This is a genomic window from Paenibacillus wuxiensis (assembly GCF_040195695.1).
Lineage (GTDB): Bacteria > Bacillota > Bacilli > Paenibacillales > Paenibacillaceae > Paenibacillus_B > Paenibacillus_B suaedae.
This window is the reverse complement of sequence record NZ_JBEFZI010000007.1, coordinates 204,733-222,884: the sequence shown is the minus strand read 5'-3', so window position 1 is coordinate 222,884 and position 18,152 is coordinate 204,733. Positions and strand designations below refer to the sequence as shown.

Sequence of the window (18,152 nt, the reverse complement as noted above, 5' to 3'; positions counted from 1 at the left end):
CACCCTTATCTTGTAAACTTCAACAAAGTCGCTCCGCTATCAGCTTCAGGGTATCGTACAGAGCCAGTTCTGGAAAATCCATATGACTCCCTCGCTAATTCAACAAATTCAGCGTAATCATACCATTTACCGACAAATAATCTGTTGAATTTTGCGTTCCAAGTAAAATATTCTCTTGGATACATCATATATTGATATGTTGTTTTACCTTCATATGCCTGAGTTCTCCCACCAACTTGGTTAACCCAAGCTTGAGCGAAACTTTTACGTCCACCTGTTGCTGTATTGCATGAGTAAAACCATGATAAAGGGGTATCGAACGCTTTGCCATTAATGTTTTTAATATTAGCTACTGTTAAATCCAAATTCGCATTGTATGAAGAGCTATAATTATATCCTAGTGGTATCTTGCCTTTAAGTCCATGTGAGAACAATGTAAAACTGGTTATTTTATCGTTCATCCTGCTATTACCACCAGTTTTTTTGTTAATGTAATTAATGAAATCGTCCGAACTGCTTAACCTAATTGTATTTACATTCAGCGTGCTAACAGCTTTTGAAAAGTTAGCCCAATCTCCATCATTCCACCCTTCATCAGCAACAAGCCATGCAATTGTTTCATTCGGATTACCTTTTCTTAGTTCCCATATCTTTTTAAGTGCCGGTTCGATGAAATTATATTTATATCCTCCATGGGAATCGACAGCATAATTTCCACCCGATACGACTATTCCTTCGTGCCCACTCGGGTCAGTATACCCTATGGGATTATTAGTTACATACGTATAAAGGTTTTGGCTCAACGGATTCGCAATTTCCCCTTCATACGTATCCTCTGTAGTAAACCTCCCTATGTTCGGGTTGTACCAACGGGCGTTATAGTCCATCAACCCCGTCTTCGGATCGAGAATCTGGCCAGTATAGCCGATCGTGTTGTATTCAGGCGTAATCGGGGTCATCAGGCTTCCGAAAGCATCGTAGCGATATTGCTCCAGTGTCTCGCCCGTGCGGTCCGTGATATGGGTCACCGATCCTAGTTGATCGTTCAAGTAATACGTCATATCGCCGCGCAGCATTCCGCGTACCTGCGGTCGGCTCCGCTTGTTCAACGGCACGTCAATGTTGTCCCGACCCGTGTATTGGAACGCTCTTCTGGATATGATCTGACCATTCGCTTCATAATACTGTGCGATAGGCTCCAGATTCTCCCCGTATTCCTTCATCACGTTCAATCCATCGTTAAGGTAGTACATGCGCTGCTTGGTCAGAGCTTCTTCTCGCCCCGCCTGCTGGCGTGGGTCGATTAAGGATTCGGTACGGGCGATCTTTTGCAAGAAAGCGTCATATTCGTATTCGACTTTGGAACGGTCGTCATACTGCACGCTTTTCAGCTTATCGTAGCCTGTATAGCTGTACGTGACATGGCCTTGCCCGCCTCCACTTTGCTCGATCAAGTTTCCGTTAGCATCATACTTGAACTGTTCTTTACCCGCTTGGATCATGCGACCTGCAGGATCGTACTTATAGGCTGTCATCTTACCGTCTTCACTCATCGTCAGGCGGTTTCCGTCTTTGTCGTAGGTGTACTCGACCGTTTGTGACGGAGTCACCATCGCATTGCGGTACGAGTAGGGCGACCAATTACGATATGCTTTCTTGAACGGCAGATCGTAGATTTTCAAAATTTCCGCGTTCTTCGCTTGCGGATATTCAACTTTCGACACACGATCCAGCGGATCGTAGGCGTAGGTCGTTCGTGCACCATCTTCTTCAACTTGAGATTTTTTGTTGCCGACCTTGTCATATTCATAGGTGAAAGAATTATGTGTAAAGTCCCCGCGATTCTCAAGGCCCGTCATCCAATGGTTGGCATTGTAGGTATACGTAGTGTTGATGCCATTCGGACGCTCGATGCTCGTTAGCGCACCTAACTTGTCATACGCAAACTTTGTTGTAAAATCATCCGGATCCGTCATTGACGTGAGTCGGTTCAGCACGTCGTACGTATACGTTATGGACCGTTTTTCTGGATCGGTTACTGCTGTCCGATTGCCAGCGGCATCGTAGGCGAATTGAACTGCTTTGTTCCACGTTTCGTTATTTATTTTTGTGACGCGGCCTAATGCGTCGTAGGAAAGCGACTTCTTGTCCTGCAAAGTGTCGGCCCCTACGAGTTGCCCCCGACCGTCATAGCTGTAATTCAGCAAATTGCCGTCCGGCAGTTTTATTCCTGTAACCGCACCTCGTTTATCGAACGAATAGGTTGTGGTGCGACCAAGCCCATCTTTCTTCTCTGCTAGCTCTGCTGTTGAGCTATAGCAGTACTTCTCCGTTTCGCCGTTCGGATTCGTTTCTTGCGTAAGACGGCCCAGCAGATCGTACGTCCATTGCGTTTTCGCTCCGGAGCCTGTTATTTTTTTCGATAGATTTCCTAATGCATCATAGCTATAGCTCGTTTCCTCGCCCAGAGCATTGATTACTTTCTTGAGTTGCCCCAATGCGTCGTAGCGGTATGAAGTCTCGTGATTGTTCGCATCTATTCTCTTGAGCAGTCGTCCGACTGCATCGTATTCATGCTTCGTCGTATTCCCCAACGGATCGGTGATCGAAATGATCCGTCCGAGTGCGTCGTAGCTATATTTCGTCTCTGCGCCCATGGCGTCTTTGGATGCAACAGCGCGGCCAAGCTCATCCAGCTGAATTGTCGTCACGCTGCCCATCGGATCGATGATTTCCGTCAAAAGCCCACGAGCATCATATCCCATTCTCCAGATCGCTCCGCCAGGCTTAACCGTCTGTTTCAAGCGGCCGACTTTATCATACTCAAACTTGGTTTCTTGCCCAAGCGCATCGGTAACCGTAGTCAATCGGTTGAGTTTGTCGTATGTATACGCCGTCGTTGCCCCAAGCGGGTCGGTTTCTTGTGTCAGGCGTCCGAGCGCATCATGCGCATAGACAGTCACCGCGCCTTCAGGGTCTGTTACCTGCGTTGGCAGGTTGCGCTCATCATACTGAATTTGGGTGATGCCACCGTTCGGATTTTTCTGCCATTCCAAGTTGCCATTCGCATCGAATCGATACTCCGTTACGTAAGCATGCTTCACGCCATGTTCGTCTGTATAATGCTCCCTCATCGTCTCGGTTCGGGTTTTATCGTTATAGCTATACGTTGTCACGGCCCCGTTTGGCGCAATTGTCCTCTTTACCCGGCCGAGCTGGTCATATTCATACGTCGTTTGATAACCCAGATGATCGGTTACCGTATGCACTTTATTGAAGGCGTACGTCATCGTTGTCTTGGAACCGGATGCATCCGTGTACGAAATCAGGTTGCTGTCCTTATCGTAGCCAAAATGCTCGCGATTCCCAAGTGCATCGATCCGCGTTTTGACGCGATCCCGTTGGTCGTATTCCAATTTGGTGATTTGGCCTAACGGATCGATCTGTTCTTTCACACGGTGGAGACCATCGCGAAGCGAGCGCTGCTTAAACCCTGCCGGATCCGTCACATATTCCGCGAAGCCCGCAGAATCATTTCGCAGCTCGACCTTCTCCCCTTGCTCATTCACAATACCGCTTAGCACGCCGTCCGTATCCCGAGTAAAGACGGACTGCTGTCCGAGCGCATCTGTCATGCCGATCGTATTCCCATGTTGGTCGTAGGAAATCGTTGTGACGTTGCCAAGCGCATCTGTAATCGTCTCTGGCATGTTGAATCTGTTGTAGGTGGTGACAGTCGTATGTTGTAAAGGATCGATTGTCTTCGTCAAATTTCCTTTTTCGTCATACTCGTATCCCCAGTTATTCCCTTTCATGTCTACATGAAGGGTCATGTTGTCGTTTTTATCGTAGGCGAACCGTTCAACCGTTCCGTCCGGATAATGGATAGCGGTCTGGCGAAATCTATCATCGTATTCGAACGTTTTCTCTTGACCTAGCGGATCGGTCGTGATTGTCTTCCGTTCATTCAAGAGATATCGAACTGTTCCTGTATTTCCGTTAAAATCTTTTTGTCGGATAACCCGCCCATTATCGTCATATGTATTAACGAGTGTGGAATTCCCCTCTGGGTTCGTCATCTCGGTCATCTGGTGCTTATCATCATATTTGAAGCGAATCACAGCGCCGTCAGACAACTCCATCGAGATTAGGTCATGCGTGTCTTCATCGTACTCATACTTGACCTGACGCCCCGTTTGGTCGGTTACGGTTGCGATTTTTCCTCCCGGACCGTAATCGAACGTCATCGAAGCTCCGACTGTCTCTACTTTTTGTAATACAGTATTTTGGTAAGTCAGTTGGGTCTGGTTGCCGTTATGGTCTGTGATCGAATAGAGCAGTCCGTCTTGACGGAAAATATATTTCCAATTCTGAGGCGTCTCCATGAGATACGTGCCATCTGCCTGCTTGATGAGCGTATTGTAAGTTCCATCGGGCGTACGGTAATGGCCGTCGCTTGTCGGCTTATAGGTGTATTTGGCCCCCTCTGGCGTAACAACATTCACGATCGTCTGATCTTCACGTTCTACACGCCATTCCCACGAATGGTGCCACCCGTATCCGATAGATCCGTTATAGTCGTCCCGGCTATGGTACGTTGCCGTGAAATCGAGCGGCATCTTCGCTTGCAACGACATGTTCGTATGCCTGAAATCGAAGTTGCCCGTTGCCAAGTTGATGGGATCCCACCAGGACGGGTTAGGAAAATTACCGCGTTTTGCAATAGCTTCAGGTGTTAAATCACCTAAAAATTGCTCTAAAATATTCCCTGCCAATTGCAAGTCGTGTTGTTGATTAGCCGGATGATCCTGAAGAATAAGGTTCCAGCCTTTCTCCATTCTCTGTGGGCAAACCACATTTTCCTTACAGATCCCTAGAGGAATAAGATTGTCATTCGCCATCTCTATAATCTTCTTGTCCATCATGGCGATGCTTGTCGCTTTATAATAATACCCTGCCAGCGCACCCCAGCTAACGTCCCAGGCGGGTGCCACAAAACGCTCGACACGCAAATCCGAATAACCTCGCACATCAAAAATGCCGGAACTGTTCGTCAATTCAGATTTATTCGAAGCAGGGTTGTTCGTATTATAGAACGGATTACTTGGCAATCTTTCGGTAGTAGCCGTAATGTCTGCTAGTTCATATTCTCTCAGCTCAATCGGAAGCTGCCACTCCCGTACGTATTTAGCCGGCTTGTTATCATCTCTTTCCGGAAAGTCCGTGAAGTATTTGCTGTAATCAAAATCCTTCGACCATGTCAAGTGCGAGCCGTCGTTCTTCCCATTGTCGTCGAACGGTACGTCGATTTCGTAGTTTACTGTATCACCGCGTACCTGATCATACTTGTTGCCATTTTTCTCTCGTTTCGTGTACTGAATCGACAAACGCACTTTTGTGCCTCGCTCAGCAACCCCTCGAATGATGTGGGACGTCGAATCCAAGTTAGGCAAAACTTGCAGATGAGCAGGTTTAGGAGGAGCAGGGTTATCGATCGTCACATTAGCAAAAGAAAAATATTTCTCTGCTCCGCTCGGAACAACGCATATCGTATAAGATTCGTTCGTGGCTGCAAGCGGCTTATTGTTCACATATCCGTTCCAGCTCTCCTTATAACTTTTCTGTCCGGTATCTGGAACCGTTCGAATTTGCTCCAACGTTGTACGGGAATATGGAGTAGGCGGTTCTGCTCCCTTAGGAGGGGGAGGCAGCTTAATTGGCTTCACCTTGCATATTTCCAATGTTGTGCTGTGAGATCGATCCTGATAGTTCCATGCTATTTCCGTTTTCCCGCTATAGACCAAGTTAAACTTCGATGGGTTAATCGATGCGTTAATCGTCGCGGCATGAGCCTGACCCATTTGGTCTCCGGGGTATAGCGGGATTCCAGAAATGACCATAACAATTGCAATTATACCGCTTAAGAGTGGCTTTACGGCTTTCTTCGCCCATTTATGAAAATAGGCATTTCGAACATTCTTTCGGCCGAATGCCGCTTTGATAGCATTCACGTAATAAGAGCCTCCTTGCAGTGTGAGTAAACTAGGAAGGAAATGAATCAGCGCGCAAGGCGCTGATCCATTTCCTCTTGAAGCTTCTTTAGAATTTATTTAGTTTTGTACGTAAATCCTAAAGGCAAGACTGCATCTTGACCATTCGGATTAACAATCACTATATCTACAGGACCCGCTACTGCTGCTTTCGGTACTCTTGCTCTAATTCTTGTGGCATTAATGAACTCTGCTTCCCCCTCTGTATTGCCAAAGTACACCTTTGCCCCTTTCATAAAGTTTGAACCATCGAAATAAATTGAACTTCCTCCAGCAATCGTATCGCTAGTAAGGGTCATTGATTTAATTGTCGGAGCAGCCGGTTGCTCCGGTAAGTTATAGGTGAACCCGGCTACTACAATGCCTTCTTGACCATCCGGATTTACGATCCGGAAATCTACAGGACCCGCTACTGCTGCTTTCGGTACTTTTACTCTAATTCTTGTGGCATTAATGAACTCTGCTTCCCCCTCTGTATTGCCAAAGTATGCCTTCGCCCCTTTCATAAAGTTTGAACCATCGATATAGATATGACTTCCTCCAGCAATCGTATCGCTAGTAAGGGTCATTGATTTAATTGTCGGAGCAGCCGATTGCTCCGGTAAGTTATAGGTGAACCCGGCTACTACAATGTCTTCTTGACCATCTGGATTTACGATCCGGATATCTACAGGACCCGCTACTGCTGCTTTCGGTACTTTTACTCTAATTCTTGCGGCATTAATGAACTCTGCTTCCCCCTCTGTATTGCCAAAGTATGCCTTCGCCCCTTTCATAAAGTTTGAGCCATCGATATAGATATGACTTCCTCCAGCAATGGTATCGCTAGTAGGGGATATTTTTGAAATTGTCGGGGCGGTCGATGGTACGGAATACGTATACGCCATTGGTTTTACGACTTGCTGGCCGTCCGGATTCACGATTCTAACATCCACAGCTCCACCCTTCATTGCTTTAGGCACCACAACATTTACTTGGGAACTGGATACGCTGTTGACCATGGCTTCTTCGCCACCAAAGTACACTTTCAGTCCTTTAGTGAAGTTAGTACCATGAATTGTAATGATGGTACCTCCAGCAATGTCTCCGCTATTCAACGAAAGATCCGTGATGCCGATCTTCGCTTGTTGACTTGAGCTAGTTGTGGCAAAGCTGATCACATTGGATAATGCTGAAGTATTCCCTGAATCATCCACTGTCTTAAGCGCAAAGAAATACGTCGTATTTTCATTCAATCCCTTAACATCGATCAACTCGCTCTGTCCTGGAGCGTTCGCAAGCGGCATGTAAACAGATTGCGTCACGGTTGTCCAGTTCATCTCATCGATCGGAGCTGTACTGTAACGAAGATTATACTGTTTTGGTGTCTTCACTTGTCTGTCATCCACTGGCGATGTCCAACTCAATTTTATCGATGAATCGGTTGAAGAAATCGGTGACAAGTTCGTAACCTTGCCTAACGGGCTAATCAGCTCATACATTTCAATGTACCCTACGCCCGTTGCCGAAGGATTCCCATTGTTCGATGTGATGCTTAGGGCATATTTGGTATAGCTTCCCGGATTGGCAATCGTGAACTCCTTCTTCGAACCGAGCACCCAGCCCTTCTGGTCAGTGTAGCTTTGAATCGTTATCCATTTGAACCCATCCCAGCCTAGCAGCTCTAAGTCCTTCGGATTCATATCGAGCACTTCAGTTGGATAAATCGCAAACTTAGCGACTTGCTTCGGTTCCCCAAATTCATACCACACGCGTTGCGGTTCCGCTTGCGTTGGAAGGAAACCAGACACCCAACTGTTTCCTATTTGCACGTTCGGCTCAAAAGCCTTCCATGCTGCATAGAAATCTTTAACACTTGTTGCTCCAGCACTGCCGCTTGGTGTCGTACTACCCGTTAGAGTCGGGATGATCGTTGCAGAATATTTCTTCCCATCCGCTGAGGATCCCTTCGGCAATGTTGTAGCCGTTGCGATATTGGATAGCGATGAAATATTGCCCGACTCATCATACGTCCTCATTGCTGCATAGTACATCGTATCTGGTTCAAGACCTGTCAAAGTATAAGATTCGTCTAAGCCTGCCGCACGAGGGAATGGTTCGCCATAAACTGCGTTCGTAACGGACCAGTTCTCCTCTGTAATCGGATCCTTGCTATAACGAATGTCATAGTACTTCGATGTTTTGATCGTTCCGTCATCGCCAGGCGACGTCCATGTTAAATCAATAGTCGTCTCTGTTGGAGAATGAGGCGTTAAATTATAGATCGCATCAATAGCCTTCTTGTACTCGTACATTTCGATAAATCCAATGCCTGTGAAATCGTTGTTTCCATTCGTTGCCGTAATACGAATTGCATATTTGGTATAACTTTGCGGTGCATTAGTCACAATGAATTCTTTCTTGGATCCGAATACCCAGCCGACAACATTCGTGTAGCTTTGAATGGTTACCCACTGGACGCCGTCCCAGCCTTCCAGATCGAAATCTTTCGGGTTGGCATCTAAAATTTCAGTTGGATAAATAGCTAGTTTAGTAATTTGTCTAGGCATTCCGAAATCATACCAAATCCGTTGTGGTTCCAGTTCGGTTGGTGCAAAATTGGAGAGCCAGCTATTACCCGGTTCGCCAAATATTCCGAAGGCCTTCCATGCCGCATGATAAGCCTTGACACTAGTTGCATCTGCTCTGCCAGACGGCTTATCCGGTCCTGTCATAAGCGGAATGACGTTGGTCGTATAGCGCTTAACACCCGGATCTTTAGGCAGCGGCAATGTCGATCCATGTACAACGTTGGAGAGTTCCGAGATGTTGCCTGCCTCATCATAGGTTTTCATTGCGAAGTAATACATTCTGTTCGCATGCAGCCCTTTAACAACCATAGATTCTTCTGTTCCAGGAGCACCAAGGAACGGTTCTCCAATCACTTGAGCAGCTTTCATCCAGTTCGATTCGGTAATCGGGATGGTACTATATCGAATGTCATAGAACTTCTGCGTCTTGACTGTTCCATCGTCTTTCGGTGTTGTCCACTTCAATTTCATCGAAGATTCTGTAGGTGCTTGAGGTGTCAAATCAGTCACAGCCTCAATCGCTTTCTTGAGTTCAAACATTTCGATAAATCCGATGCCTGTATAGGCTGTATTGCCGTTTGTTGCCGTAATACTAATCCCGTATTTAGAGTAGCTGCCGAGCGTGCCTTGCAGCGTAAATTCTTTTTTGGAACCATATACCCAACCTGTCACGTTTGTGAACCTTTGAATCGTTATCCATTGCGTTCCGTCCCAGCCTTGAAGCTCGAAGTCTTTCGGACTTGAATTCAACGCTTCCGTCGGATAAATTGCAAATTTCGCAACTTGCTTTGGCGTATCGAATTCGTACCAGACCCGCTGCGGCTCTGCCAATGTCGGCGCAAAGGCTGACAACCAACTGTGCCCCGCTTGAGTCCCTGGTTCAAACGCTTTCCATGCCGCATAGTAATCTTTCACACTTGTCGCTGCGGCTTTACCTGAAGGCAGAGTTGAACTTGTCATGATTGGAATAATCGAGTTTGTATAGCGCTCAAGGACAGGTCCCTTTTCAATCGTTACGCCTTTAACCACATTAGAAAGAGCGGAACCGTTATTCGCCTTATCATAGGTTTTCAGGGCAAAATAATAGATCATATTAGGATCCAAATCCTGCACAGTAAACTTCTCCAGCTCACCAGCCAAGCTAGGAACCGGCTCACCGGTAGCCTGAGTCGCATCATTCCAGTTCGCTTCCGTGATCGGCGATGTACTGTAACGAATATCATAAAAGGCTGCTTTCCCTTTCATCTCGTCATCGCCAGGCGCTGTCCATTTCAGGCTAACTGCTGTTGGTGACGTCGAACCTATTAGCAGATTATGTACGCTAGCAGGAGGTATAACATCAGAAGGCGTAATGAGACTGCCGCTCAACTGGCCGCCTGCCTGGCTCCCACCGAAATGAATTGGATGAAGACCGTTGATTGTGTCCACCCATCCATTTGCCGAAATTGTACCCGATGTAACCACAAGCTTTCCTGAATATACACGATCTGAACAATTATTCAGATGTCCGCCGTAAGAAATGTGGTAGGTTTCAGTGGAACCTCTTTGTATTGAAAAAGGAATTCCTGGCTCAATCGTAGATTCCAGCCCATCTATACTCGTTCCTTTCTCCGTATACAAGCTACCATCTTTCTTGAATAAAAGTAGAGTTACGACTGCTTCAGTTTCCTGCGTATTCGTAAATTCTAGGGATAAATCGATAAAGCTCGCTTTACTGCAATAGGTGTTGGCAGGTATTTGAAAATATCCCTGCAGCGTACGATCCTGTTCAACGGTTAATGCATGTACTAGATCTGGTTGCATCGTAAGTGCTAATACGCATATGTAGAACATCAACTTACGGATTACTTTTTTCAAAATATACAATCCTTTCCCCTAATCATGATAAATAAAATGAAGACTACTATGTGATTCATTCAATTTTCAATGAAAATTCAACATCCCCTTTTTATAATGATATACAAAAATGGTTTTATAAAGGAAAAACCCATCCTATTTATTTCAGACTTTTCAGCTAAAAATCGACGGTTTTTTAGTGAAAACCTGAAATTTCCCCAAACATTACTAATCTATAGGATAATAGGTCGAATATCAATCTTTTTTTCGATGATGTGTAGGTCAAAATATTCAGTAAAAAAGACTTCGTGCAGTAAAAAAGACTTATATGTCCCGAAAATGGAATATATTTGATTTATTAACTTTAAATTTAAAATTAAAATTGAAGGTAGGTATTCAGTAACGGAATAAGTCGCTTAAACGTGACATGCTTACTAGATCAGTAGATGATCTGAAACTGAAACCTATCGCTAAAAACTTTCGTAAAAAAGAGAACCTCTAAGGTTCTCTAAAATGTAAATATATCTATCTTAACTCCCGATCACATCTAACCTTTAACAAAAACAAGCTCCGCTTTCTTTTCAATCTCTTCCAAGATAATAATCTGATTCATAAATATCACTTCTTAGCCTTGTCAGTCCGGTCGACCTAAACTAAAAATTCTCCTGAGACACCCTCGTCTAAATATTCAAATCTCGATCCTACGATATCTAGAAATAAACATCCCCTTCTTTCTTCAAGAAGGGGATGTTTATGCAGTAGTTATAGTATTCTACAGGGATTATTCCCGGCAGCCTCTTCTCCCAATGCCGACCAACTCGTACAATTCGCAAGGTACCTTCGCGAGAGGAACATGGTTCTGATCCCCTCTACACGCTCGGACTCGCTCATGAACGAATCCAGCGTCAACACCAATCCAAAACAAGAGCATATGGGAGCTCGGCTGATTCCGCAGTTTGCCTCGCTACTTTCAGCCACTCCGCATCTTGATCACAAGGCATCCACCATCACCACTTTCGACTATCTTACACCTGCTTCCTGCAAAGTAATCTCCCATTAGGGATTGTACTTGGTCTGTAATCAGAATGTTTATTTGTGTTCCTCATTGACTCGATTGAATGTGTCGCCTTCCATCCCGCAGATTGTCAATCCTACTATGTCATCCGAATATTATGGTTAGAGAAACGCGTGTTCGCTCCCTTGTACATCGGGAGATGTTTTTACAATATAGCAGATAAGAAAGACACGTCGTTTGTAATCGATACAATTATTCCGATTCAGTCGGGCATGATGATGCTCCATATCAATCAAGGCAGTGTAATTCATATAAAACTAAATAGCCAGTCGCCTATTATTTTCCGACAACTGGCCACTTAAACTTGCAAGGTGTTTTTTTTCTATCTCACATTCGAAAGATTCTTAGTATACTTGTTTACTCCGTGATTAAAACCTATCCACTACATGTGCTGTAGCTTTATCATGTGTACCAGATACCCCTATTGAACCACCGAGTGGTATGGAAATTGAAACAGAGAATCCTAACTCTTCATGAACATAAGCTGCAAATCCATCATATGCTTGTACTGGTGCATTGAAATTCCTTTTTTCCGCTCTTAACAACATAGAGCCCATTACATTTCTTAAATCTTTTTGGCTTCCGCTCTGTACTAAACGAAACGGGTAATAATAGCCTCCAGCTTCAGTTTTAGGTGATTTGAAGGTATCAGACTTTCCTTCCCACCCTGAACCTTCATAATATACCTCCCGCGAGTAGGTTGCATATGAACTACCCGGTTTTATTGACAAATTATTCGAAACGCCTATTGCAATATGATCAGTCAATTTATAGTATGGGGTCTTTAACCATCTGAACTGTGCAAGATACATTATTTCACTATCACTTGGAACAGAGAGTAACTCGAATTTAATCCAGCTCAGATATTCTCCCTCGCTATGTCCTAAAGTAGAACTATTTCCTGAATAAATCTTATTACTTAATGATTTAAGAGCTTCTTCTTCAGTTACAACCGTTGTTTGTACTATCGGTTCTTCACCATTCTCAATAACATCATTAAAATTAATGATTTCGTACCTAAAGTATGAAGTTTGAGTTGAACCTCGTTTGGCATTTTTAAAATCAAAATCTTTGTTGCTTTCGAAAAAAAGCCTTTCATCTTCTGGTGATGTGAAGAAATTATCAAGACCAGTAGCACTAAGAAACTCCTTTTTCTCCATTTCGGACAGTTCATTGTCAGCAAATGAAAATTGTGGCATTATAAGAAATAATAACAATAAAGCCAGTGAAGAAGAAATAATCTTGTTCATTTTTCAAACGCTCCTTTAACAAATTGGTATTCTGCACTAGAACATATATACTGAGGTGATTCTAATGACCCAAACAAAAAAAATGTTAATTGCTTTACTTTCTTCACTCCTCCTCTTATCCGTTATTTTCGGGATTTATAGTCAACATGTTGCTAGCACACTAAGAAATGAGTTAGACAATGACTACAAACGTATCCTATTTCAAATGCACACGACTATCGATAATAATAACGACAAAGAATTGCTTATTCTGGAGTTATTAAAGTTCAACAGCCAACTTGATGTTCTTGGAACGTATACATCCTATAACAACAACCGCAATTCACTTTCCATGTATACCAAACACTTGAATAATTACTTTACAAATTTCTTAATCTTAATCGAAAAGAGAAGCATTGAGGAATTACAATCGCTTTCCACTAGTTTCTATAATCTATCAAAAGATCCTTCCAATATTACCCATATAAATACATTACTATACAAAACAACCAGTGTAAACTATAAATGATCAATTATTTCACATAAGCTATGTGCCATAGACAAAACATAATAACAAAGAAGAGTACAAAGAAAAACCCGCCAACAATGCGTACATTCGTACGTACCGTTAGCGGGTCTATCTTATCTTTATTCCTTGCTCAGCTCGCAACCCCAATGGATCGAAGGCGCTGAACTAGCAAATCAGTGAAGTGTGCGGCATGATCAGCGGCGACATCCAGATTATCATCGAAGCTGTTCGCCGTGACATCGCCATACCCGGCAATGTCCGATACGGCCTTGACGGATAAAACCGGAATTCCATATTGCGCTGCTGACTGTACAATTGCCAGCACTTCCATATCGGACACCTTCACGAGAGGGAAAGTGGATTTAATCCCCTCCACACGCTCGGACTCACTCATGAACGAATCCAATGTTAGCACTAATCCAAAATCAAGAGCGTATGGAAGATCGGCTGATGCCGCAGTTTGCCGCGCCACTTTCAGCCACTCCGCATCCGCCTCGTACTTAGCCGGCATTTGCGGAACCTGACCGGGTTCATACCCAAAACAGGTGGCATCGACGTCGCCATACACATACTGAGTAGCGATAATGACGTCGCCAACGTCCAATCCTGCGCCAAATGCGCCTGACGATCCGGAATTGATGATGACATCCGGCTTATAACGCTCAATCACAAGCGTCGCCGCCACTGCTGCATTGACCTTGCCAATCCCGCTCTCCACTAGAATCAGAGATTGTCCTTGGTACATCGCTTCTTCGATAATAACTTTGCCTACCCGTGTTCTTGCTGTAATTTGTGACTGGCTTCGAAAAGGAGCCATTTCTTCCTCCATCGCTGTTATAATCGCAATCCGCATGAAGCCAGCCTCACTATTCTTTCAGATAGGAGATCGGTTTCTCAACAGGAACTTTTGTGCCTCCGAACTCTTTCTCTATATATTTTTGCGTATCTTCGTTGTGGTATAATTCACCTAATTTCAAAATGCCTGGGTCGTTCTGCTTATCAGAGGTCGTCACGAGCACGTTGATATTATGCTTGGTATCCACAGAGATCTCCTCATGGAACAACGAATCCTTCAATACGTTCAATCCGCCTTCCATCGCAACCGTATTCCCGATCAATACCAAATCCACATCTTGAATGACCCGCGGGCCTGTCGTATCGTCAATTAGCTTGAATTTCAGATGCTTCGGATTTTCTACAACATCACTTTCTGAACCCGTTCCAAGGTCGAACCCCTCTTTCAACTTGATGAGCCCTGCTGCCTGCAGCAAACTTAATCCTCTTGCCGTGTTGGCTGGGTTATCCGCCAGAGCAACAAGAGCGCCGTCTGGAACATCCTTAATATCCTTGATCTTCTGCGAATAGATTCCCATCGGCTCTAGATAGGTTGTCGCTACTGCTGCAAGATCAGCTTTACTGTCTTTATTGTAGCTGACCAAGTACGCCCAAGATTGAAATGCGTTGACGTCCACTTCCCCGTCTTTGGTTGCGTTATTCAGCTCTACGCCGCCATTGATCTCCTTGACTTCGATATCAAGCTTGGCGTCCTTCGCCGCCTGAGATTGCGCGATATGCTTCCAAATCTGAGCGTCCGATCCCTGAGAACCGATCACGATTTTCCCAGCATCGCCTGATGATTTGCCTCCGCAGCCGGCCAGCACCAGTGTCAAAGCCAACCCAACCGCTAATCCGCCCCATACTCTCTTTTTAGTCATACGATTTACTCCCCCCTGTAAAATAAAGATAAGAGCTTTCTTGCTTAATGCATCGTCATCCCGCCTGTTACATTAATCGCCTGACCCGTCATATACGAAGACAACGGACTTGCCAGGAACAGCACTACATTGGCCACATCCTGAACTTCAGCGGTTCTTCCGAGCGGAATCTGCGAACAATCCTCCGCATAGATTTCCTCTGCGGTCATACCGCGGATGACTCCACCTTCAATCCGCTCCCGTTGCTTCATCGGTGTCTCCACAATTCCTGGACATACTGCATTCACGAGAATGTTATGCCGCGCCAGCTCGATCGCCATCACCTTCGTCAAGCCAAGAACAGCGTGCTTAGATGCGCAATACCCGCCCATAGCCCGGTAGCCGTTCTTGCCTGCTTGGGAAGCAATTTGAATGATTCTGCCCGGCTTCCCGGCATCGACCATTGCTTTGGCAAATATTTTGGAAACTAGGTACAGCCCCGTAGCATTAATGGAGAACACCTTCTCCCAGTCCTCCAGTTTGCTGTCAATCACATAATCCATTGTGGATGTACCCGCACAGTTCACGACGATATCGGGAACTCCTGCATTCTCTACAACCAATCTGGACCAGCGATCAATATCCTCGGACTTGGACAAGTCCAATTTCGTCTCGATGAGCTGACCGTCAGCCTCTCGATAATCAGCTTCGTACGCCAGATCAGCAGAGATGACCGTAGCTCCGCTTTCCAGCAAGATTTGCACGATCCCCTGCCCTATGCCTGACTTCCCGCCTGTGACAATCGCTGTCTGATGCGATAGATTGAGCGTAATCATCGCGATTACAGCACTCTTTCAAACGGATCTCTGCTGATTCCCGCTTCCAGCACAATCTTTGCATACTCTTGCGCGGAGAAGAGAGAATGATCCTTGTAGTTGCCGCATTCCAGTGCGGATACAGCAGGAACTTCTGTTGTCTCCAATACACGCTTCAGCGTTCTCTCCAAGGCGGAAGCAATCTCTTCCGGACTGTGCTCGTTCCACAGAATCAGATAGTATCCCGTTCTGCATCCCATCGGGGAAATATCGATAATCCCTTTGATCTCGTCTCTCATATATGTAGCGAGCAGATGCTCCAGCGTGTGAAGCGCTGCCGTTGGAATTGCGTCTTTATTTGGCTGCAAAAAGCGCAGATCGTATTTTTGCACGGTACTGCCCTTCTCATCATGTTCAACTCCAGCTGCTCTTACATAAGGAGCCTTTACGATTGTGTGATCCAGTTGAAAGCTTTCTACTTTTGCCATTGTTCTTCAGTCCTTTGTCTGTAGTTTGTATTTAATCCAATACGCCCTGAGGAGCATACTGCATAAATCGAGTTCACTAATCCGCGGCTAATGCATCGTCTTCTTCGTAAAATAGTCGCCAATGAATTGGCACACAAACACCAGAATTAAGATCAAAATAGTAGCAACTATGGTGATATCATTTTGAAACCGGTTATACCCCTTGCTAATTGCCAGACTGCCCAAGCCGCCTGAGCCAATCGCCCCCGCCATCGTCGTCAGCCCGATCAAGTTAATAACCGTCACAGAAGAAGCGCGGATAATCGCATTCAATCCTTCCTTCAAATAGACACGAAACACGATCTCAATCGGCCCTGATCCCATCGACTGAGCTGCTTCCACAATCCCAGGATCTACTTCCACCAGTGCATTTTGAATCTGTCTCGCATAAAAAGGAACAATTCCGATAACTAATGGTACAATTGCTGCTTGCATGCCGATCGATGTCCCCGCAATCAGGCGGGTAAGTGGAACGACAACCGCGATAAGAATAATGAACGGAATAGAGCGAAATAGATTAATGACTTTGTCCAATACACTATAAACGAGCCTGTTCTCCAAAATCCCGCCCTTATCAACCACAATCAAGGTTACGCCCAGCAAAAGGCCGAAAAGTACCGAGAATAAAGAGGTTACGACCACCATGTATATCGTTTCATAGATGCTGATCAGAATCTCTTCTCTTAAATTCCAAATGTTTGGGAAGTTATTCATCAAAAACTCACTCATACCGTTTCACCTACCTTAACGTTCTGCACAAGACGAGAATCAATCATTTCCACCGCAACTTGAATCGACTGCAAATATTCGAGTGCCGCTTCCAAATCGCTAGTTGATCCCGACATGACCACAATTAAATTGCCAATAGGCGTCTGCTGTAGAATCTCCACATTCGCATATAAGATGTTGGTCGTTACCCGATAACGAGCGGTAAGCGCTGAGATAATCGGCTCGCTTGTGCTATCGCCAATGTAGGATATCTTGCACAAAATATCGTTGTTCTTCAGCTGCACCAATGACGGATACTGGGAGAGCTTCTCCAGCGTCTGTTCAATATGAGTAGCCGTATTGATAAAATCACGAGTTAACGCATTTTGCGGACGGCTAAAGATCGACACGATATCGCCCTGCTCGATAATCCGACCGTCTTCCATTACGGCAACCTTATTGCAAATTTCTTTGACCACTTGCATTTCATGCGTAATGAGCACGATTGTTAACCCTAAGGTTTGGTTCAATTTCTTCAATAATTCCAATATGGATAGTGTGGTTTTGGGGTCTAAGGCGCTTGTCGCTTCATCGCATAATAGGATTTCTGGATCATTCGCCAGCGCTCTAGCAATCGCCACCCTCTGCTTCTGTCCCCCTGACAATTGAGAGGGATACGCGTCCAATTTATCTGACAAGCCTACTAATTCGAGCAAATCCTTCACCTTCTGCGATCGTTCACGCTTCGAAAGCTTGGAGCTCTTTAACGGATAATCTACATTGTCATAGATCGTTCTGGAATTCATCAGGTTGAAGTGCTGAAAGATCATCCCGATCTTCTTCCTAGCTGCCCGCAGTTCCTTGGGGCTCAGAGCCAGCAAGTCCTGACCGTTCACCTCTACAATTCCTGATGCAGGCCGCTGCAGCAAGTTAATGACGCGCACCAAGGTACTCTTCCCCGCTCCGCTGTATCCAACAATGCCGTACACGTCACCCGCGTTCACGTGCAGACTAACATCCTGTACAGCAGTAACCGATTGAGGGCCCGTGTCAAACGTCACCCTAATATTCGATAATGAGATCATGATGTCCAACCCTTCCTGGTCGTTCTGTGTACTG

Annotated in this window: 9 protein-coding genes; all 9 read right to left on the bottom strand. The window is 45.2% G+C overall.

Annotation, left to right across the window (positions count from 1 at the left end; genetic code table 11):
* Window positions 1–5: 5 nt before the first annotated feature.
* The 9 genes from ABN764_RS17450 to ABN764_RS17410 all read right to left on the bottom strand — a co-directional run bounded on the left by ABN764_RS17450 (window position 6) and on the right by ABN764_RS17410 (window position 18,118).
* Window positions 6–6,011, bottom strand: a complete 6,006-nt coding sequence (locus ABN764_RS17450) for an RHS repeat-associated core domain-containing protein (protein WP_446672637.1) — start codon at window positions 6,009–6,011, stop codon at window positions 6–8.
* A 95-nt stretch (window positions 6,012–6,106) separates the two neighbouring features.
* Window positions 6,107–10,477 carry a choice-of-anchor Z repeating domain-containing protein gene (locus tag ABN764_RS17445; protein ID WP_446672636.1) on the bottom strand — a complete coding sequence of 1,457 codons (4,371 nt, stop codon included), beginning with the start codon at window positions 10,475–10,477 and terminating at the stop codon, window positions 6,107–6,109.
* A 1,422-nt stretch (window positions 10,478–11,899) separates the two neighbouring features.
* Window positions 11,900–12,781 (bottom strand): hypothetical protein, encoded by an 882-nt coding sequence (locus ABN764_RS17440; RefSeq protein WP_021256867.1) that lies wholly within the window; start codon window positions 12,779–12,781, stop codon window positions 11,900–11,902.
* A 638-nt stretch (window positions 12,782–13,419) separates the two neighbouring features.
* Window positions 13,420–14,142, bottom strand: coding sequence for a 5'-methylthioadenosine/S-adenosylhomocysteine nucleosidase (mtnN, locus tag ABN764_RS17435; RefSeq protein WP_446672635.1), 723 nt, complete (start codon window positions 14,140–14,142; stop codon window positions 13,420–13,422).
* A gap of 13 nt (window positions 14,143–14,155) precedes the next feature.
* Window positions 14,156–15,004: a MetQ/NlpA family ABC transporter substrate-binding protein gene (locus tag ABN764_RS17430; protein ID WP_446672634.1), complete on the bottom strand. Its 849-nt coding sequence runs from the start codon at window positions 15,002–15,004 to the stop codon at window positions 14,156–14,158.
* Window positions 15,005–15,048: 44 nt separating this feature from the next.
* Complete coding sequence (locus ABN764_RS17425; RefSeq protein WP_446672633.1) at window positions 15,049–15,819, bottom strand: SDR family NAD(P)-dependent oxidoreductase; 771 nt, start codon at window positions 15,817–15,819, stop codon at window positions 15,049–15,051.
* 5 nt (window positions 15,820–15,824) lie between these two features.
* Window positions 15,825–16,286: an S-ribosylhomocysteine lyase gene (locus ABN764_RS17420; protein ID WP_021256872.1), complete on the bottom strand. Its 462-nt coding sequence runs from the start codon at window positions 16,284–16,286 to the stop codon at window positions 15,825–15,827.
* Window positions 16,287–16,373: 87 nt separating this feature from the next.
* Complete coding sequence (locus ABN764_RS17415; protein ID WP_446672632.1) at window positions 16,374–17,054, bottom strand: methionine ABC transporter permease; 681 nt, start codon at window positions 17,052–17,054, stop codon at window positions 16,374–16,376.
* On the bottom strand, window positions 17,051–18,118 hold the full coding sequence (locus ABN764_RS17410; protein WP_446672631.1) for a methionine ABC transporter ATP-binding protein: 1,068 nt from the start codon (window positions 18,116–18,118) through the stop codon (window positions 17,051–17,053). Before ABN764_RS17410 ends, ABN764_RS17415 begins: the two co-directional genes overlap by 4 nt.
* Between the last annotated feature and the right edge of the window lie 34 nt (window positions 18,119–18,152).